The sequence below is a fragment of the Aeromonas rivipollensis genome (assembly GCF_010974825.1).
GTDB classification, from domain to species: domain Bacteria; phylum Pseudomonadota; class Gammaproteobacteria; order Enterobacterales; family Aeromonadaceae; genus Aeromonas; species Aeromonas rivipollensis.
Genome location: NZ_JAAILA010000024.1, coordinates 16300 through 34948 on the forward strand (window position 1 = coordinate 16300; position 18649 = coordinate 34948).

Annotated in this window: 17 protein-coding genes; 11 read left to right on the forward strand and 6 right to left on the reverse strand. The window is 65.0% G+C overall.

All coding sequences use genetic code 11. From position 1 onward, the window contains the following. Positions 1–35: 35 nt before the first annotated feature. A complete protein-coding gene (locus G4923_RS14070) occupies positions 36–953 on the forward strand; it encodes a LysR family transcriptional regulator (RefSeq protein WP_163137441.1) in 918 nt (305 codons plus the stop codon). Positions 954–1057: 104 nt separating this feature from the next. Next, positions 1058–2263 (forward strand): MFS transporter, encoded by a 1206-nt coding sequence (locus G4923_RS14075; RefSeq protein ID WP_163137442.1) that lies wholly within the window; start codon positions 1058–1060, stop codon positions 2261–2263. A 65-nt stretch (positions 2264–2328) separates the two neighbouring features. On the opposite strand, the gene G4923_RS14080 is transcribed toward G4923_RS14075, so the two are convergent. Both G4923_RS14080 and rnt read right to left on the reverse strand, forming a co-directional pair. Then, on the reverse strand, positions 2329–3651 hold the full coding sequence (locus G4923_RS14080) for a Na+/H+ antiporter family protein (protein ID WP_163137443.1): 1323 nt from the start codon (positions 3649–3651) through the stop codon (positions 2329–2331). A 273-nt stretch (positions 3652–3924) separates the two neighbouring features. Continuing rightward, entirely contained in the window at positions 3925–4587 is a 663-nt protein-coding gene (rnt, locus tag G4923_RS14085) for a ribonuclease T (protein WP_162520223.1), read from the reverse strand. Between the two features lie 263 nt (positions 4588–4850). Here rnt and G4923_RS14090 point away from each other — a divergent pair, with 263 nt between their 5' ends. After that, entirely contained in the window at positions 4851–5726 is an 876-nt protein-coding gene (locus tag G4923_RS14090; protein WP_171276332.1) for a flagellar protein MotY, read from the forward strand. Positions 5727–5883: 157 nt separating this feature from the next. Here G4923_RS14090 and suhB read toward each other — a convergent pair whose 3' ends face one another. After that, complete coding sequence (gene suhB, locus G4923_RS14095; RefSeq protein ID WP_106886543.1) at positions 5884–6687, reverse strand: inositol-1-monophosphatase; 804 nt, start codon at positions 6685–6687, stop codon at positions 5884–5886. Positions 6688–6887: 200 nt separating this feature from the next. Here suhB and G4923_RS14100 point away from each other — a divergent pair, with 200 nt between their 5' ends. The 8 genes from G4923_RS14100 to emrD all read left to right on the forward strand — a co-directional run bounded on the left by G4923_RS14100 (position 6888) and on the right by emrD (position 15237). Next, positions 6888–7343, forward strand: coding sequence for a hypothetical protein (locus G4923_RS14100; RefSeq protein WP_111913227.1), 456 nt, complete (start codon positions 6888–6890; stop codon positions 7341–7343). Positions 7344–7520: 177 nt separating this feature from the next. Next, positions 7521–8129, forward strand: a complete 609-nt coding sequence (locus tag G4923_RS14105; protein WP_111913225.1) for a glutathione S-transferase family protein — start codon at positions 7521–7523, stop codon at positions 8127–8129. A gap of 31 nt (positions 8130–8160) precedes the next feature. Continuing rightward, positions 8161–8823: a glutathione S-transferase family protein gene (locus G4923_RS14110; protein ID WP_111913223.1), complete on the forward strand. Its 663-nt coding sequence runs from the start codon at positions 8161–8163 to the stop codon at positions 8821–8823. 210 nt (positions 8824–9033) lie between these two features. Next, complete coding sequence (locus G4923_RS14115) at positions 9034–10560, forward strand: ABC transporter substrate-binding protein (RefSeq protein ID WP_163137444.1); 1527 nt, start codon at positions 9034–9036, stop codon at positions 10558–10560. Further along, positions 10557–11519, forward strand: a complete 963-nt coding sequence (locus G4923_RS14120; protein WP_111913219.1) for an ABC transporter permease — start codon at positions 10557–10559, stop codon at positions 11517–11519. Before G4923_RS14115 ends, G4923_RS14120 begins: the two co-directional genes overlap by 4 nt. 2 nt (positions 11520–11521) lie before the next feature. Then, the gene (locus G4923_RS14125) at positions 11522–12328 is read left to right on the forward strand and encodes an ABC transporter permease (RefSeq protein WP_111913217.1); all 807 of its coding nucleotides are present in this window, start codon (positions 11522–11524) and stop codon (positions 12326–12328) included. Next, the gene (locus tag G4923_RS14130) at positions 12325–13749 is read left to right on the forward strand and encodes an ABC transporter ATP-binding protein (protein WP_163137445.1); all 1425 of its coding nucleotides are present in this window, start codon (positions 12325–12327) and stop codon (positions 13747–13749) included. Before G4923_RS14125 ends, G4923_RS14130 begins: the two co-directional genes overlap by 4 nt. 288 nt (positions 13750–14037) lie before the next feature. Continuing rightward, on the forward strand, positions 14038–15237 hold the full coding sequence (gene emrD, locus G4923_RS14135) for a multidrug efflux MFS transporter EmrD (RefSeq protein WP_163137446.1): 1200 nt from the start codon (positions 14038–14040) through the stop codon (positions 15235–15237). A 118-nt stretch (positions 15238–15355) separates the two neighbouring features. Here the strand turns inward: emrD and G4923_RS14140 are convergent, their stop codons facing one another. The 3 genes from G4923_RS14140 to G4923_RS14150 all read right to left on the reverse strand — a co-directional run. Next, positions 15356–16501, reverse strand: a complete 1146-nt coding sequence (locus G4923_RS14140) for a Gfo/Idh/MocA family protein (protein ID WP_163137447.1) — start codon at positions 16499–16501, stop codon at positions 15356–15358. Then, a complete protein-coding gene (locus G4923_RS14145; RefSeq protein ID WP_163137448.1) occupies positions 16498–17583 on the reverse strand; it encodes a sugar phosphate isomerase/epimerase family protein in 1086 nt (361 codons plus the stop codon). Before G4923_RS14145 ends, G4923_RS14140 begins: the two co-directional genes overlap by 4 nt. A gap of 150 nt (positions 17584–17733) precedes the next feature. Next, positions 17734–18649, reverse strand: a 916-nt coding sequence (locus tag G4923_RS14150) for a substrate-binding domain-containing protein (protein WP_163137449.1), incomplete at its 5' end; no start/stop codon positions are given.

Sequence of the window (18649 nt, forward strand, 5' to 3'; positions counted from 1 at the left end):
ACGCCGCCGGGCGGTGACGGGAAGGGGAGAGACGGATGGATAGATTGGGGGTGATGGAGGTCTTCGTGCTGGCGGTGGAGACAGGCTCCTTCTCGGCGGTGGGGCGACGGCTGGGACTGGGTCAACCCACTGTCTCCAAGCTGATCGCCCAGCTGGAGGAGCGTCTTGGCAGCCGCCTGCTGCTGCGCTCGACCCGTGGTCTGGCCCCCACCGAGGCGGGGGAGGCCTATTATAGGCGCGCCAGGGAGATATTGGCGCAGGTCAACGAGGCCGACGCCATGGTGCAGCAGTGCCGGGCTGGCCTGAGTGGCCGCCTGCGGGTGAGCGCGCCCGTCACCTTCGCCCGCCTGCACATCATCCCGCACCTGTCGAATTTTCTCAGGGAGCACCCTGGGCTGGAGCTCGAGATCCTGCTGGATGATGGCAACGTCGATCTCATCTCGGCCGGCATCGATGTCGCCTTGCGGCTCGGGGAGCAGGCGGATTCGGCGCTGGTGGCCCGTCGCCTCTCCCGCTGCGAGATGCGGGTGCTGGGCACTCCGGCCTACTTTGCGGCCAGGGGCATGCCGGCCTCTCCACAGGGGTTGCAGGATCACGATCTGGTGCTCTACAGCCCCAAGCCCGGCATGGGGCAGCAGTGGCTGTTCTGCCGGGGCGACGAACGGATTGCGGTACGAGGGCGGGGACGGTTGACGCTCTCGGCCGCCGAGGGGATGCGGGCCGCCGTGCTGGCGGGGCTCGGGCTCGGCATCGCCTCCGAGTGGATGTTCGCTCCCGAGCTTGCCCGGGGGGAGGTGGTGGTGGCGCTGCCGGGGTGGCAATTGCCGACGCTGGAGCTCTGGACCCTGCTGCCGGCAGGTCGCGAACTCAGCGCCAAGGCGCGCGCCTTCCTGACCTTCGTGGCCGGGCTGCCCAGCGTGGGGCAGGGGCCGGAGCATGCTGGGGTGGAATAGGTGTTATGGCGGGGCGCCTGCTACTGCCGCCCCGTGTCCCTGGGTAGGCTGTGCTCATCCAGCCCGTGCCTGCACGGGGTTCATTCATCTATGAGGATGGCATCATGAGTTCATCAGTCTCCACCGAGCGGGCCGCCATGGCGAGCAGCACACCCGGCCCCGCCCTTGTCTTTGCCATGGCCCTCTCCTGCGGTCTGGCGGTCGCCAACATCTATTACAACCAGCCCATGCTGGCGGTGATGGCGCAGGAGTTTCCCGGCCAATCCGCCATCCCCCTGATCGCCATGCTGACCCAGCTCGGCTATGCGGCCGGCCTGTTGCTCTTGGTACCGCTCGGGGATGTCATCGAGCGTCGCTGGCTCATTCTGGGGCAGTTCGTATTGATTGCACTTGCCTCCACCATGGCGGCCATGGCCACGGGGGCGACCATGTTGATGCTGGCCTCAGTTCTGCTCGGGATAGGCGCCACGGCGGCCCAGCAGATAGTGCCGGTGGCGGCTACCCTGGCCGATCCGGCCAGGCGGGGGGCCGTGGTCGGCAGCGTGATGAGCGGCCTGCTGGCCGGCATCCTGCTCAGCCGTACGTTGGCGGGCCTTGTCACCGCCTATGGAAGCTGGCGCGCCATGTTCTGGCTCGGGGTGCCGCTGGCCCTGCTGGGGGGCCTGCTGATGGCCCGGATGATCCCGCTGGGGTTGCCTCGCTCTACCCTGAGCTATGCCCGCCTGCTGCACTCCCTGATCGGCCTGTGGCGCCAAGAGCCCGCCTTGCGTCGCGCCACCTTGACCCAGGCCTTGCTGTTTGCCTCCTTCAGTGCCTTCTGGACTGTGCTGGCCTTCTACCTCGCCGATCCCGCCTACGGACTCGGGGCCGAGGTTGCCGGGCTGTTCGGGGTGATCGGCGTGGCGGGGGTGGTGGCTGCCCCGCTGGCAGGACGGATGGCCGACAGGCAGGGAGCAAGGCCAGTGGTGCTGGTGGGCGCCCTGCTGGCGGTGCTGGCCTGGATCCTGTTCGAGACATGGCTCTCCCTGATCGGGCTGGCGCTCGGGGTCATCTTACTGGATCTGGGTGTGCAGAGTGCGCTCGTCGCCCATCAGCAGCTTATCTATGGCCTGAGGGCCGAGGCGAGGGGGCGGGTCAATACCCTCTTCATGACGGGCATGTTCCTGGGGGGGACGCTCGGCTCGAGCCTGGCCATGCTGGCCTGGCAGCAGGGTAGCTGGGTCGGTGTGGGTTGGGTGGGTCTCGCGCTGGCGCTGATGGCCTGCTTGAGCGCCCTCGCCGGGAAGCGGAGTCTGCAACCGGCCTCCTGATGGGAGCGCCAGAGACAATAAAGGCGACCCTGGGGTCGCCTTTCGTCTGCCTGCGAGGTGCCGTGTCAGAGCACCATGGCGGCTATCCAGCCGAAGATAATGAGCGGGATGTTGTAGTGGATGAAGGTGGGCACCACGCTGTCCCAGATGTGGTCGTGCTGACCATCGGCGTTGAGGCCCGAGGTGGGGCCGAGCGTCGAGTCGGAGGCGGGGGAGCCTGCATCCCCCAGCGCACCTGCGGTACCGACCAGGGCTATGGTCGCCATGGGGGAGAAGCCGAGGTGGATGCACAGGGGCACATAGATGGTGGCGATGATGGGCACTGTGGAGAAGGAGGAACCTATCCCCATGGTGATGAGCAGACCCACCAGCAGCATCAGGAAGGCGGCCAGCCCCTTGTGGCCCGCCATCATGCCGGAGACGGACTGCACCAGGCTTTCCACCCCGTGGGTCTCCTTCATCACGGCGGCGAAGCCGGCGGCGGAGATCATGATGAAGCCGATGAGGGACATCATGCGCACGCCCTGGGTGAAGGCATCCTGGCTCTCGCGAAACTTGATGACGCCACCGCAGGTGAAGATGATGAAACCGGCGAGGGCCCCCAGCACTATGCTGTTGGTCATCAGCTGCAGCCCCAGGGCGACGGCGATGGCCAGCAGGGCGACCCAGATGTGGTTGAGGTTCAGTTCGACGGTTTCCGGCTCGGCGGCCAGGATCTTCTCCAGATCATATTGGCGCGGCTTGCGGTAGGTGATGAACACGGCGACCAGCAGCCCGACGAACATGCCGAGCACCGGAATGGCCATCGCCAGCGGCAGCTGGCTGAACTCGACTGCCACCCCGTTGTCGATGAGGTTCTTGGCCAGGATGTTGTTGAGGAAGATGCCACCAAAACCTACCGGCAACAGCATGTAGGTCGCGGTCAGGCCGAAGGTGATGACGCAGGCCACCTGGCGGCGATCGATCTGCATCTGGGCCATGACGTGCAACAGCGGCGGGATCAGGATGGGAATGAAGGCGATGTGGACCGGGATCAGGTTCTGGGAGGAGATGGAGACCCCCAGTACCGAGGTGAGCAGCAGGCTCTTGACCCAGAGGATGCGGGACGAACTGGCATCCTTGCCGAGCTGGCTGATCACCTTGCGGGCCAGCAAGTCGGTGATCCCGGAGCGGGAGATGGCAACCGCGAAGGCCCCCAGCATGGCATAGGAGAGGGCGATTTCTGCGCCGCCACCCAGTCCGCCGGTGAAGGTGCTGAGGGTCTGTTCGAGGGAGAGGCCGCCGAGCAGGCCGCCGACGATGGCGCCGATGGCGAGAGAGACCACCACATTGATCCGCAGCAGGCTGAGCACCAGCATCAGCGCCACCGCGATAACAACAGGATTCATTTGATTTCCTTATAGATTGTGTTGCTGTCTGTCGGGGGAAAGTCAGCTAGTTTGCGAAAAACGTGACAAATGTCGAGAAAAAAAACGGCAAAATGGCCTCTTCACGGCATTCCTGCCGAGCTTATCCAGCTATGTCGGGATGGAATGCTGAAAACGGTGCTGGATGACCCTGTTTATGCCGTTCTGGTCAAACCAGATGCCCGGCGGCGGTTCCCCACACGACCTCATGGAAAGAGGCTGCCAAGGCAGCCTCTTTCTCATGCCCCAGTGGCACTATTGGGGGTTGTCATCGGCGGGCACGTCTTCCGGAGTGGCCAGGGGCCAACCCCCCAGGCTCTTCCAGCGGTTGACGATATGACAGAACAGCTCGGTGGTGCGCTCGGTGTCATAGAGGGCGGAGTGGGCCTCCTTGTTGTCAAAGGGGATGTTCGCACTCTGACAGGCCTTGGCCAGCACCGTCTGCCCCAGGGCCAGGCCGGAGAGGGCCGCGGTGTCGAAGGTGGCGAAGGGGTGGAACGGATTGCGCTTGAGACCGGCCCGCTCGGCGGCGGCCATCACGAAGCCGTGATCGAAGGTGGCGTTGTGGGCCACTATGATGGCCCGGCTGCAGTCGCTCTCCTTCATGCCCTTGCGCACCCCCTTGAAGATCTCGGTGAGTGCTTCCTTCTCGTCCACGGCGCCGCGCAGTGGATTGAAGGGGTCTATGCCGGTGAACTCCAGGGCGGCCTTCTCCAGATTGGCCCCTTCGAATGGCGCCACATGAAAATGGAAGATCTGATCGGGCATGAGCCAGCCCTGCTCATCCATCTTGAGGGTATAGGCGGCGATCTCCAGCAGGGCATCGGTCTTGGCATTGAATCCGGCGGTTTCAACATCGATGACGACGGGGTAAAAGCCACGAAAACGGCCCTTGAGGGTGTGAACGGCGTCGGTCATGGTATCTCGGTCGGCGTGAAAGGAGGCGGCATTATGGCAAAAAAGCCGGCCCTTGTCCCTCCTGCGCCGCCATGAGTACGCCAACCGCTTCTATTGTCAGCAGTTGCGTCGACCATGGGGCTTGGCGCAGACATTGATGACAATGATTTTCTGGAGGGGCGGGATCGCTGGCGCTCGGCGCCTGCCGCCCCTTGCGTGTTTTGCCCTAAAGCTTGGCTTGCCACTGCCGATAGTTAATCCGAGATAGTATGGAGGGCAAGCCGTTGAATGCTTGGGTGTTAGGGTTGATCAGCATATCCGTGAGTATGCAGTTGCAGGCGGGAGTGACCGAGTTCGGTGCCGGCCTGGATCAATCCGTCTGGCGGTTGACCTCGGATACTCAGGTGGAGTGCCGTCTCGAGCACCCCATTCCCCGCTGGGGCACGGGCGCCTTCGTCAGCCGGGCCGGTCGCAAGATCAATCTGGACTTCGAGCTGAAGGGGCAGCGGCCGCAGGCCAGGACCCAGACGGTGAGCCTCGGGATCATGCCTCCCAGCTGGCGCCCCGGTGTCTCCGGACGCCAGATAAGCCAGTTGCAGTTCTATCAACAGTTCGACGGCCTGGTGGCGGGGCAAACCGCCTGGACCATGCTGGACGAGCTGGAGGGGGGGCGCATGCCTACCTTCCAGTACAGAGACTGGTATCGCCAGGACAGGCCGGTGCGGGTGTCGCTCTCCTCTGTCAACTTCAGGGTCAAGTACCAGGCCTTCATGGATTGCCTGAGTGGCCTCTTGCCCTACAGCTTCAACGACATTGCCTTCAGCGTGCTCTCCTATGACAAGAACAGCGATCAGCTGTCGCCGGCCTCCAAGCGGCGGCTGGCGCTGATCGGCGACTATGTGAAGGCGGACAAGAGCATAGATGTGGTGGTGATCGACGCCTACAGCGACAGTTACGGCGGGCGCTGGCCCAATCAGAAGCTCTCCGAGAAACGGGCAGATGCCATCAAGCAGGTGTTTGTGGATCTCGGCATCGAGGAGGGCAAGATCTCGGTGGAGGGACACGGCGAGAAACAGCACGTGGCCTCCAACGAGACGGACACGGGCCGAGCCAAGAACCGGCGGGTCGTGATCAACATGGGGCGTAACGGCACCATCTAAAGTGAAGAACCCTGCGCTCTAGCCTGCTCATCTGAAACGGGGCAGGGGCCAGGTCCAGGCTGCTGCGGCTCATTATCCCGATCACAGAGATAAAAAAATGCCAGTCGGCTGGGCCGACTGGCATTTTTTGCAAGGGTTCGCGACTTACTTGGCCAGCTTATTTAGCCAAAGAATCCGGCAGGTTTTCGCGGATCTTGCCGAGCATCTCTTTCAGGACGCGCGGGTTGGCAACCACTATGTTGCCGGAGTTTTCGTAGTTGTGACCACCCACGAAGTCGGTGACGATGGCACCGGCTTCCTTGGCCAGCAGCTCACCGGCGGCCGTTTCCCAGGGCTTGAGGCCGATTTCCCAGAAACCGTCGATGCGGCCAGCGGCCACATAGGCCAGGTCCAGCGCGGGGCAGCCGGCGCGGCGGATATCGGCACATTCGATGAACATGCTCTGGAACATCTTCAGGTACGGCTCGATGTGGTGCTTCTGCTTGAACGGGAAACCGGTGGCCAGTACGGTGCCAGCCATCTCTTTGGCCTTGCCGACACGGATGCGGTAGCCGTTCAGCTGGGCGCCGTTGCCACGGGTGCTGGTAAACAGCTCGTCACGAATGGGATCGTAAACGACGGCTTGTTCGGTCTTGCCCTTGACGCGCAAGGCGATGGAGACGGCAAAGTGCGGAATGCCCTTGACCAGGTTGGTCGTGCCATCCAGTGGGTCGATGATCCATTGGTAATCCGGATTGGTACCGGTAATCTCACCAGATTCTTCAGCCACTATGCTGTGTTCCGGGTAAGACTTCTTGATGGTGTGAATGATGGCCGCTTCGGCTTCACGGTCAACGTTGGTCACGAAGTCGTGGCTGCCTTTTTGGATAGCCTCGATGTTCTCGGGCTGGGAGAAGGCTTTTACTACAACTTGACCGGCGTTGCGCGCAGCGCGCACGGCGATATTCAGCATCGGATGCATAGGTTCACCACTGGATGTTAAAGAACGGGGGATAAAAGGACGCGGTATCTTACCAAGATATTCTGGAATAGCAACCATGGGACCCGCATTCGGTCATGGCGGGTGCTGGCAGATCTGACGGCTCCAATAAAGACCTGTTATCGGCTAGTCTTATCGCGACAGCCGGTGAACAGGCTGTGGTGAGCATAGGGACATGAGCCATGAATCTGTCATTAGTCAGTCAAAAACCGTCGGCAGCTACGACATTGGGGGTGCTGGCCGCACTGCGTGCCGCCAGCGGATACGGGGATTACTTCACCGAGGTGAGGGTCGCACAACCGGATAGGTGGCAACCGTCGAAGGAGGAGGCGGCCATCTTGCTGCTGGAAGAAGATGATGCGGCATGGCCTGAGCCGGTCTGGCCCGCTGGCGGCACTGCCCTGGGCTTGCCCGTGCTGCCCCTGCTGGTTCATCGACAATATGAGACGCCTCCCCAGGGGCCGGATGTCAGGGACCCGCGTTTTTACTTCGTATCCAATGGCATAGTGCTGGATGAAACTGAGCTCGCGGATCCCGCCTGCAGCCTGGTCCTGCAGAGCAAGTTAGAGTCCTATTTCCCGCTTCTCTCCCGCCTCATCTTGCTGCGTCAGCGTCAACCCCTGGTGCTGTGCAGCTGATTGCTTCCCCCCTTCTTTGGGCTGTTCAAGCGGCGCAATATTTGTCATAAGTGGGATGGTAGTGTTTTACGCCATAGATCGGCGTAAATGTCCCAACAGACCGATATTGCGCCGCTTGGCTGTTGTCCCCTGTGGGGATGGGAAGCGGCCCGCTGTGTTCCTGTCAACGGAGGTGAGATGAAGGTCTATGAGTTGAAACGTGCCCCCAACGCCCGCCGGGTCAGGATGTTTCTGGCGGAGAAGGGGGTCGAGATGACCTATCAGCAAGTGGATCTGGGGGCAGGGGAGAACCTTGAACCGGCATTCCTGGCCAAGAACCCGGCGGGGCGCATTCCTGTGCTCGAGCTCGATGATGGCACCTGTCTCAGCGAGACTGTGGCCATCTGCCGCTACTTCGAGGAGCTCAACCCCGAGCCCAACCTGTTTGGCAACACGGCGCTGGAGCGCGCCACCATAGAGATGTGGAGCCGTATCGTCGAATTCAATCTCTGGCTGCCCACCGGCATGGCGTTTCGCCACATCACCGGCTTTTACCAGGATCGCGAGACCGTCTTCCCCGAGTGGGGGGAGGAGTGCAAGCAGCAGGCCCTGGCATGGTTTGCCAGGCTCGATGCCCGTCTTGCCGAGGTGCCCTATGTGGCAGGAGATCGCTTCACCATCGCCGACATCCTGGCCCTGTGCACCATCGACTTTGGCAAGGTCGTCGGTCTTCGCATCGCCCCGCACCAGTATCACTTGCAGGTCTGGCATGAGCGGGTGAGTGCCCGTCCCAGCGCCCAGGCCTGATCATTACGTTTGAACGTCCAAGGAGTCCAAGATGATAGATTTGTACACTGCCGCCACGCCCAATGGGTTCAAGGTGTCGATCGCCCTCGAGGAGCTGGGCTTGCCTTACAAGGTGATCCCGCTGGATTTCTCGACCATGGAGCAGAAGAAGCCCGAGTTTCTGGCCATCAACCCCAATGGCCGCATCCCTGCCATCGTCGATCGGGATAACGGTGACTTCGCCGTGTTCGAATCCGGTGCCATCCTGCTCTATCTGGCGGAAAAAACCGGCAAGCTGCTGCCGCAAGATCCCAAGCGCCGCTCCCAGGCCATCCAGTGGCTGATGTTCCAGATGGGCGGCGTCGGCCCCATGATGGGGCAGGCCAACGTCTTCTACCGCTACTTCCCCGAGAAGATCCCGGCGGCCATAGAGCGCTACCAGAAGGAGGGGCGCCGTCTGTTCGAGGTGCTCGACGGTCACCTGGCGCACCATGAGTACCTGGCCGACGAGTACAGCATCGCCGACATCGCCACCTGGCCCTGGGTGCGGATCTATGACTGGAGCGGCATCTCCATCGAGGGCCTGCCGTATCTGCAGGCCTGGATGGCGCGCATGGAGGCCAAACCCGCTTGCCAGAAGGGCATCACCATACCGCCGCGCAACGAAAGCCCCGAGGATCAGGTCAAGCGGGCGCAGCAGATGGTGACCCGCTAGCATGATGACGATGGCCCGATGACGGGCCATCTCTTTTTATGATCGCCGCCCCATTGCCTGCCCTTCACGCCTGCTGTGTCTCTCACCTGCTCCCTCCTTTCTTCTTTTAAATAAGCCATTTATCAAAAATGAAAAGTCATTCATTCCGATTAATTGTTATGTTATAACGCCGCCTCTTGGTTGGTAATCATTATCGTTTGGATGGAATGGATGACAAAAATACACAGCTGTTCGGGATGGTGCGCATTGGCACTGCTGGCGGGGATGAATGCCGCTCACGGCAAGCCGCTGGCCATGGTGGGGCCCTGGGAGATCCACAGTGTCGACCCTGCCAGCAACGGGGTCTTCTTTACCCGCATGCAGGTGGCGGAGACCCTGGTCGAGGTCGACAGCCTGGGCAATCTGCAACCCGGACTCGCCAGCCAGTGGTCTCACTCCGAGGATGGCCTGCAATGGCGATTCACCCTGCGCCCCGGTGCCCGCTTTCACGATGGCAGCGAGGTGAGCGCCGAGCAGGTCGCCTTTGCCCTGCAGCAGGCCTGGCGCAAGCCCGGCCTCATGACCAGCGCCCCCATCGCGTCCATCGAGGCCCATGAGGGGGCCCTGCTGATCACCCTCACCGGCCCCTTCGCGCCCCTGGCCGCCGTGCTGGCTCACCCCAGCACCCAGATCCTGGCGAAGGGGGCCTATGATGCCAAGGGGGAGGTGACCCGGGTCATCGGCTCAGGCCCCTATCGCATCACCCGGTTGCAGCAGCCCCAGCGAGTCGAGACCGAGCGCTTCGACGGCTGGCAGGGCCCCCAGCCTGCCATCTCGCAGGTGAGCTACCTGACGGTGGGCCGCGCCGAGAGCCGCACCCTGATGGCCGAGAGCGGTCAGGCCGACATCGCCTGGGGGCTGGATCCGGTCAGCATCCGCCGCTTGCAGCAGGCGCCCCGGGTCGCCATCGCCTCCGTCACCCTGCCGCGCACCATACAGCTCAAGCTCAATGGGGCCGATCCTCTTCTGAAGGATCCAGCGGTGCGCCGCGCCCTCAGTCTCGCTATCGATCGCCGTGGCATGGCGGCGGCCCTGCTGCGGGATCCCGAGATGGCGGCGACCCAGCTCTTCCCTCCCACCCTGGGGGAGTGGCATCAACCCGGGCTGACCCCGCTCGCCTATGACGTCAAGGCAGCTCAGGCGGCCTTGGCGGCGGCAGGCTGGCTGTTGGGGGCGGATGGTGTGCTGCACAAGGGGGAGGAGCGCTTCGCCCTGACTCTGCGCACCTTCCCGGATCGCCCGGAATTGCCCTTGCTGGCCACGGCACTGCAGGCGCAGTGGAAGGCGGTGGGGGTGGATCTCAAGGTGGCGGTGGGCAACTCGAGCGAGATCCCGGTCGGTCATCAGGATGGCTCGCTCCAGCTCGGCCTCTATGCCCGCAACTATGCCCTGGTGCCGGATCCCCTGGTCACCCTGCTGGGGGACCTGGCCCCCGCCGGTGCCGACTGGGGGGTGATGAACTGGCAATCCCCGGCCATGGAGCAAACACTGGCCCGCCTTGGCAAGGAGACCCTGCCCGCCGGGGAGGCTGCGGCACTGCGCCGTGACATCGCCACCACCCTGCAGCAGGAGTTGCCGCTTCTGCCCATCGCCTGGTATCGCCAGAGCGCGGCAGTCAGCCGTGCGCTGAAGGGCTTTGAGCTGGATCCCCAGGAGCGCAGCTACCGTCTGGACAAGCTGACATGGAGCGCACAATGACAGCGACGCCCTTCTCTGCCGTCATGGGGATCCTGGGTCAGCGGCTGGTGCAGGCGCTGATGGTGGCCCAGCTGGTGGCCGGGCTCTGCTTTCTGATGGTGCAATCCCTGCCCGGGGACCTCGCCTTTCGCATCGCCGCAGGCCGCTACGGTTATGACTATGTCACCGCCGAGGCCGCCAATGCGGTGCGCAGCGAGCTGGGGCTGGCCGGCTCGGCCCTCTCCCGCTTCGCTGATTGGCTGGGCGCCCTGCTGCAGGGGGATCTCGGCAGCTCCCTGGTGACGGGGGCGCCTGTGGCCAGCGAGGTGGATCACCACCTGGGGGCCACCCTGTCCCTGGCGGTGGCCGCCGTGGCCCTGGCCCTGATGGTGGCGCTGCCGCTCGGCAGCCTGAGCGCCCTGCGCCCCGGGGGATGGTGCGATCGCCTGACCCTGGGCTGGAGCGTGCTGATGCGCGCGCTGCCTCCCTTCCTGCTCGGCCTGGTGCTCATGATGCTGCTCTCGGTGGAGCTGGGCTGGGTCAGCGCCGCCGGCCACGGGGAGGGGAGCAACCTGCTGTTGCCCGCCCTCACCCTGGGGCTGGGGCTCTCGGGGGTACTCTCCCGGGTGGTGCGCGAGAGCGTGCTCACCGTGGTGCAGTCCGGCTATTACCGCTTTGCCCTGACCAAGGGGCTCTCGCCCGCCCGGGTCTTCAGGCGTCACGGCCTGCGCAATACCGGGGTCAGCATCATCGCCTACACAGGGGTTCAGCTGGTGCTGCTTATCGAAGGGGTAGTGGTGGTGGAGAGCCTGTTCGCCTGGCCCGGCATCGGCCATGCCCTGGTGCACGCCATCTTCTGGCGCGACATCCCCATGGTGCAGGGAACCGTGCTGGTGCTGGCGGCGCTCTTCGTGCTGCTCAATACCCTGACGGATCTGCTCTGTCTCGCCATCGATCCCCGCGGTCCCAAGGAGTCCTGATCATGTCTTTCTCTGTCAAGGCGGGAGCAAGCCTGCTCCTGCTGGTGGTGCTGTTTGCCCTGCTGGGCCCAATGCTCTGGCCCGATCCCGCCGCCCAGGATCTGGTGCAGTTCCTGGCCGACCCCTCCTGGCAGGAGCCGCTCGGGCGCGATCAGATGGGCCGCAGCCTGATGGCGCGGCTCGCGGCGGCGACTCGGCTCTCCCTGCTGCTGGGGATGCTGTGCGTCATCACCGCAGCCCTGCTGGGATCCTTGCTGGGCTGGCTCTCCGCCTGGCGCGGTGGCTGGGTTGACGGCCTGCTGCGCAGCCTGGCCGACGGTGTGCTGGCCCTGCCGAGCCTGCTGCTGGTGCTGCTCTTCTCCGCCATGGCCCAGGGGGGCTTCGCCATCCTCTATCTCGGGCTGGCCATGGCCCAGTGGGTGGAATACTACCGGGTGGTGCGGGCCCGCAGCCGGGCTCTGCTTGCCTCGCCCCAGGTGGAGGCATCCCGCCTGCTGGGCTTTGGCTACGGCCACATAGTGCGCCGTCACCTCTGGCCCGAGCTGGCCCCCCAGCTGCTGACCATGATGGCCTTTGGCCTCGCCGGGGCCATCCTGACCCTCTCGACCCTGGGCTTCGTCGGGGTGGGCATCCAGCCGCCCACCCCGGAGCTTGGCCTGATGATGACGGAGGCGCTGCCCCACTATCAGGAGGCGCCCCGCCTGCTGCTGGCACCCATCCTGGTGATGGGAATGATGCTGCTGGCCCTGGTGCTGCTCAATCAGAAGGGCACTCTTCACACCCCATCCCCACAAGGAATCACCCCATGACGACCATTCATATCAAGGGCCTGCAGGTGGATGACGGCCGGCAGACCCTGTTGCAGGCGCTGGATCTCACCCTGCTCCCCGGAAGTGCTTTGACCCTGATAGGGGAGAGCGGCTCGGGCAAATCCCTGCTGGCCCACGCCCTGATGGGGACCCTGCCCGCTCCCCTGCGCGGCCGGGGTGAGATGGCGATGGGCGGCCGACATCACAGCCTGGCGGACCCCCAGGCCCTGCGCGCCCTTTGGGGGCGGGAGCTGGCCATGCTGCCCCAGGAGCCGGTGCTGGCGCTGGACCCCACCATGGGGCTGCTGCCCCAGGTGGAGGAGGGCTGGCTGGCGGGAGGCAAGGAGGCGCGCTCGCGGGACGCCCTGGCGCGGCTCGGGCTCGCCGGGCGGGAGCGCCACTTCCCGCACCAGCTCTCCGGGGGCATGGCCCAGCGCGCCGCCTTTGCCGCCGCCACCCTGGGGCAGGCCCGTTTGCTCATCGCCGACGAGCCCACCAAGGGGCTCGACAGCCGGGCCAGCGCCAGGCTGCAAACATTGCTGCAGGACTATCTGACCGAGGGGCGCCACCTGCTGACCATCACCCATGATCTCTCCCTGGCCCGGGCGCTGGGAGGCTGGGTGCTGGTGGTCAAGGGGGGTGAGATAGTGGAGCAGGGGCCCGTCGAGCAGGTGCTGCACACGCCTTCCCATGCCTACAGCCGCGCCCTGCTGGCGGCAGAGCCGTCCGCCTGGCCCGAGGCGGTGCATCCCCCGACCGGCGACTGGTTGCTCAGGGGCGAGGGGCTTGCCATGGGCTACGGGGAGCAGACCCTGTTCGAGGGGCTGGATCTGCCACTGGCCCGAGGGGAGCGGCTCGCCATCATGGCGCCGAGCGGCGCGGGCAAGAGCACCCTCGGCAATGTGCTGCTGGGGTTGCAGCGCCCTCTGCGAGGGCGAGTGCTGCGCCAGGCGGGCATAGCCCCGCACCGCTGGCAGAAGCTCTATCAGGATCCGGTGCAGGCCTTCGCCAGCCGGGTGTGCCTCGCTACCCAGTTTGACGATCTGCTGCGCCTGCACAGGCTGCCGCGCCAGCCCCTCACCGACTATCTGGCGAGGCTAGGCCTCGATGAGTGGCTGCTGAGCCGGCTGCCGAGCCAGGTGTCCGGGGGAGAGCTGCAACGGCTGTCGCTGATCCGGGCCCTGCTGCTGCGCCCCGTGCTGCTCTTTGCCGATGAGCCCAGCTCCCGGCTCGATCCCCTGAGCCAGCAGCAGACCATCGCCTGCCTGCTAGGGGCGCTGGGGGAGATAGGCTGCGCTTTGCTGTTGGTGACCCATGACGAGGCGCTGGCAGGTAAGGTCGCCAGCCGCTGCCTGCGACTGGGGGCGGCTGGCACAACTGAGCAGGAGCTGGTGCCCACCGAGTTGAGACGGGTGGGCTAAGGGGAGCAGGATGCCTGGGCACAGGCGTCCCGCTCCCTTTCGATGTCAGTTCGACGGGGCCGCTGGCCCCGTCACATTAGAAAAACTTGGGAAAGCAGATTATAAAGATTCGTTCGTTTTTTGTGACATGAATCACTAAGATCACCGCAAGCCAAAGAGCGTCCTGCTCCTGGCGGGTGCGGGTCCTCCGCCTTGCGTTTCACCTTTGATTGACCCTGTTTATTGGATCCCCTCTGCGGTTTTCTGCCAGAGGCGGGCAGCTTTTCGATGATTTTTCGGGACTGAGATATGTATCGGCACAGTTTTTATCCGCTGTTTTTCCTGACCATTCTGATGGTCGCCGTGGGCCAGATGACCCAGACCCTCTATGTGCCCTCCATTCCCATGATGGCGGGGGACTTTCATGTGGCCTCCGGCCAGTTGCAGGCGGTGATGGCCTGCTACCTGATCCCGTACGGCCTCTCCCAGTTCGTCTACGGTCCGCTGTCTGATCGCATCGGCCGCCGCCCGGTGCTGCTTATCGGCATGATGGTGTTTCTGGTGGGCACCCTGACCATTCAGCTGATCCCGCACTTTGCCGCCCTGCTGGCCGGCAGCTTCATCCAGGGGCTGGGCACGGGGGCCGGTGGTGCCATGAGCCGGACAGTGATGCGGGATCGCTACAGCGGCGCCGAGCTCAACCGCGCCAACAGCCTGGTGAGCATGGGGGTGATCTTCTCCCCATTGCTGGCCCCCGTGCTGGGGGGCTGGCTGACCGAGCTGTTCAACTGGCGCGCCGGCTATTGGTTCCTGTTCGGCTTCGGGGCCCTGACCACCCTGGCCCTGCTGGCCTGGTTTGGCGAGACCCTGCCGGCGACCGCCCGTCAGCAGCCACTGCGGGTCGGCGCCGCCTACCGCCATGTGCTCGGCAACCCGCGCTTCCAGGGCAACCTGCTCTGCCTGATGGCGACCTTCGCGGGGCTCGCGGTATTCGAGGCGGCGGCCGGGGTGCTGCTCGGCGACGTACTCAAACTGAGCGCCCGCACAGTGAGCGTGCTGTTCGTGTTGCCGCTGCCCGGCTACCTGTTTGGCGCCTGGCTCTCCGCCAAGCTGAGCTTCCGGCTGAGTCAGGGCAAGCTGATGCGCCTTGGCATCGCCTTCCTGGGGCTGGGGGCCCTCATCATACTGGTGCCAGGCCTGTTCGGGCTGGTGAGTGCAGCCTCTCTGGTGGGGGGCGCGGCCGTCTACTTCATCGGCAGCGGCATCCTCTACCCGACCGCCACCTCCTGCGCCATCGAGCCCTTCCCGGGTCAGGCGGGCACCGCCGGGGCCATCCTGGGGGGCATGCAGAACCTGGGGGCGGGTGTCGTGACCCTGCTGGCCGCCAGCTTCCCCATGGAGGGGCAGCTGACTCTGGGGGCCATCATGGTGGTGATGGTGCTGATCGTGGCTTTGAGCTTCCTCTGGCTGCGCCACCATGGCTCCCCCCACGAGCAGATGGCCGTCTGAGTGCATCCAGGTCAGGTGAAGAGCCCGCCCTCGTCGGCGGGCTTTTTATTGTCCGGCACCTGAAGGGGGAAGGCCGCCCGCCGGTTTTGCGGCGGGCCCCACCTTCCGCCATGGCGGGTCAGGAGAGCGGCAGCCAGCGTCCGTCGGCGGCGTGGCTGGCCAGGCTGGTCTCGATGAAGCGCATCCCCGCCACTCCGTCTTCCACAGTGGTGAGGGCCAGGCTCTCGGGGGGCGGCGCCTCCCCGGCCGCCAGGGCGTGGATCTGCAAGGCCGCGTCCGTGTAGAGCTGGGCAAAGGCCTCCAGATAGCCCTCGGGATGACCGGCTGGCACTCGGCTGGCATGGCGTGCCGCGTCGCTCGCCACCCGGCCCCGGGTCAGCCGCTGGCTGGCCCCGCCAATGGGGGTCAGCCAGAGCTCATTGGGTGCCTCCTGGCGGAAGATCAGGCTGGCCTTGTCGCCATAGAGGCGGATCTGCAACCGGTTCTCCTCGCCGCTGGCAACCTGGCTGGCGTTGAGCGATCCGCGCATCCCCTGGGGGTAGCGCAACCAGACCTGCAGATGATCGTCCAGCTGCCGCCCCGGCACGAAGCTGTGCAGTTCGGCGGCGAGCTCGCTCGGCAACAGCCCGGTGATGAAGGCCGCCAGCTGGTAGGCGTGGGTGCCGATGTCGCCGAGGCAACCGGCTCGCCCGGCGCGGGCCGGATCTGCCCGCCAGTCCGCCTGCTTGTTCTGACCCAGGGGGATGGGGTTGGCGAGCCAATCTTGCAGGTATTCGACCTGCACGTAGCGCAGCTCGCCGAGCTCACCGGCGGAGACCAGCTCGCGGGCGTGGCGCACCATGGGGTAGCCCGAATAGGTGTGGGTCAGGGCAAACAGCCGCCGCCGCTGGCGGGCGAGGCGGGCGAGCTCCTCCCCCTCCGCCAGGGTCAGCGCCAGCGGCTTGTCGCAGATAACGTGGATGCCGGCTTCGAGAAAGGCGCGCGCCACCGGGGCGTGCAGGTGGTTGGGGGTGGTGATGGCCACCACCTCTATGCCGTCGGACCTTGCCGCCTCGGCTTGGGCCATCCTGGCGTAATCCTCGTAGGCGCGGGCCGGATCCAGCCCGAGGGCGAGGGCGCTTGAGCGGGCATTGGCGGGATCGGCGGAGAGGGCGGCGGCGAGCAGCTCATAGTGATCGTCCATGCGGGCCGCCAGCCGATGCACGGCGCCGATGAAGGCTCCCTGGCCGCCGCCGACCATGCCCAGACGCAGTCGTCTTTTCATCGCTTGTCTCCTTGCTTGCCGGCCGGATCCGCACTGAGGCCTAGCAGGCTTCTGACCGCCTCTCGCGCCAGGCCGCTGCCGGCGAAGTCATCGAAGGGGCGCTCGGCGACCCGGATAATATGATTGCGAATGAATTCGGCCCCCTCGGCGGCGCCATCCTCCGGGTGCTTGAGGGCGCACTCCCACTCCAGCACGGCCCAGCCGGGGTAGTCGTACTGGGCGAGCTTGCTGAAGATGGCGCCAAAGTCTATCTGGCCGTCCCCCAGGGAGCGAAAGCGCCCCGCCCGCCCTAGCCAGGGGGCGTAGCCCCCGTAGACCCCCTGGCGCCCCGAGGGCCTGAATTCGGCATCCTTCACGTGAAAGGCGCGCACCCGCTCGTGATAGAGGTCGAGGAAGGCGAGGTAATCGAGCTGCTGCAACAGCATGTGGCTGGGGTCGTAGAGCACGTTGACGCGGGGATGATCGCCGGTTGCCTCGAGGAAGCGCTCCAGCGTGGCGCCATCGAACAAGTCCTCCCCCGGGTGCAGCTCGTAGCAGAGGTCCACTCCGGCCTCGTCAAAGGCATTGAGCAGGGGAAGCCAGCGCCGGGCCAGCTCGGCGAAGGCCTCCTCGACGAGGCCGGCGGGCCGCTGGGGCCAGGGGTAGAGATAGGGCCAGGCGAGGGCGCCGGAGAAGGTGACGTGGGCCTCGAGGCCAAGCCGGCGTGAGGCAATGGCCGCCGCCTTGAGCTGCTCGCCGGCCCACTGGGTGCGGGCGGCGGGCTTGCCGCGCACCGCCGCCGGGGCGAAGCCATCAAACAGGGCGTCATAGGCAGGATGGACCGCCAGCAGCTGGCCTTGCAGGTGGGTGGAGAGCTCTGTGATGACCAGCCCCCGCTCGGCCAGCAGGCCGCTTATCTCGTCGCAATAATCCTGGCTGGCCGCCGCCCGGGTCAGATCGAACAGGCGCGGGTCCGTCGGCAGTTGCAGGCCGCGAAAGCCGAGGCCGGCGGCCCAGTCCGCCAGGCCGGTGAGGGTATCGAATGGTGGCTGCTCCCCCATGAACTGGGCGAGGAAGATGGCCGGTCCCTTGATGGTTTTCATGGGCACTCCTGAATAAAGGCAGTTAACCCCCTCCCGGCCTCCCCCTTCACAAGGAGGAGGAGTAAAAACTCCCTCCCCTGCGAAGGGGAGGGTTGGGGTGGGGTCTGGGCTCCCGTGAAGGGGAGGCCGGGGTTCTCACATATGACAGCCTTAGAACGGGGAGTCGGGGAAGTAGAACTCCTTGGCCGTCTGCGGGGTGATCAGCACAGAGGGGATGATGGTGTTGGCCGGCAGCCGTTCGCCCTTGAGGCGAGCCTCTGCGGTCAGCATGATGGCGTCATACATGAACTTGGGGGAGTAGGAGACGTTGGCCTGGATGCGGGGATCGCTGCCCTCCATCAGGGTCTTGATCGCCCCCTTGGCCCCGGCGCCGCCAAACACCAGCTTGATGTCGGTGCGCTTGGCCTGATCGATGGCCTTGATCACCCCCACCGCCATGTCGTCATCGGCGGCCCAGACGGCGTCTATGTGCTTGAAGCGGGTCAGGAAGTCCTGCATCACCTTGAAGGCGTCATCCCGGTTCCAGTTGCCATATTTGGCGTCGAGGATCTTGATGCCGCCGTGCTGCTTCATCACGCCGGTGAAGGCATCGAAGCGCTCGTTGTCCAGGGTGGTGGGAATGCCGCGCAGGGCGACTATGTCTCCCTTGCCGTTGAGGGTCTTGGCGATGAACTCGGCGGGCAGCTTGCCGAAGGCGGTGTTGTCCCCGGCCACGTAGGCATCCTGGGCGCTGGTGTCGGTCAGCCCCCGATCGACCACGGTGACATAGACCCCCTTCTGCTTGACCTGGGCCACCGGCTTGGTCAGGGAGGCTGACTCGAACGGGAAGATGACCAGGGTATCCATCTTGTTGACCGTCAGCAGATCCTGCAACTGGTTGGCCTGTTCGGGGGCATTGGCGGCGGTCTTGACGATCACCTTGAGATCGGGATGGGCCTTCTCCAGATCCTCCTTGGCCTTGTTGGCCCACCAGACGATGCCGGCGGTGAAGCTGTGGGTCGCGGTCGGGATGGAGACCCCCAGGGTCATCTTCTCGGCCGCCGAGGCGCTGCCGGCAGCGATCATC

Coding starts and splice junctions, on each gene's coding strand:
- G4923_RS14070 (WP_163137441.1), top strand. CDS start 36: ATGGATAGATTGGGGGTGATGGAGGTCTTCGTGCTGGCGGTGGAGACA.
- G4923_RS14075 (WP_163137442.1), top strand. CDS start 1,058: ATGAGTTCATCAGTCTCCACCGAGCGGGCCGCCATGGCGAGCAGCACA.
- G4923_RS14080 (WP_163137443.1), bottom strand. CDS start 3,651: ATGAATCCTGTTGTTATCGCGGTGGCGCTGATGCTGGTGCTCAGCCTG.
- rnt (WP_162520223.1), bottom strand. CDS start 4,587: ATGACCGACGCCGTTCACACCCTCAAGGGCCGTTTTCGTGGCTTTTAC.
- suhB (WP_106886543.1), bottom strand. CDS start 6,687: ATGCATCCGATGCTGAATATCGCCGTGCGCGCTGCGCGCAACGCCGGT.
- G4923_RS14100 (WP_111913227.1), top strand. CDS start 6,888: ATGAATCTGTCATTAGTCAGTCAAAAACCGTCGGCAGCTACGACATTG.
- G4923_RS14105 (WP_111913225.1), top strand. CDS start 7,521: ATGAAGGTCTATGAGTTGAAACGTGCCCCCAACGCCCGCCGGGTCAGG.
- G4923_RS14110 (WP_111913223.1), top strand. CDS start 8,161: ATGATAGATTTGTACACTGCCGCCACGCCCAATGGGTTCAAGGTGTCG.
- G4923_RS14115 (WP_163137444.1), top strand. CDS start 9,034: ATGACAAAAATACACAGCTGTTCGGGATGGTGCGCATTGGCACTGCTG.
- G4923_RS14120 (WP_111913219.1), top strand. CDS start 10,557: ATGACAGCGACGCCCTTCTCTGCCGTCATGGGGATCCTGGGTCAGCGG.
- G4923_RS14125 (WP_111913217.1), top strand. CDS start 11,522: ATGTCTTTCTCTGTCAAGGCGGGAGCAAGCCTGCTCCTGCTGGTGGTG.
- G4923_RS14130 (WP_163137445.1), top strand. CDS start 12,325: ATGACGACCATTCATATCAAGGGCCTGCAGGTGGATGACGGCCGGCAG.
- emrD (WP_163137446.1), top strand. CDS start 14,038: ATGTATCGGCACAGTTTTTATCCGCTGTTTTTCCTGACCATTCTGATG.
- G4923_RS14140 (WP_163137447.1), bottom strand. CDS start 16,501: ATGAAAAGACGACTGCGTCTGGGCATGGTCGGCGGCGGCCAGGGAGCC.
- G4923_RS14145 (WP_163137448.1), bottom strand. CDS start 17,583: ATGAAAACCATCAAGGGACCGGCCATCTTCCTCGCCCAGTTCATGGGG.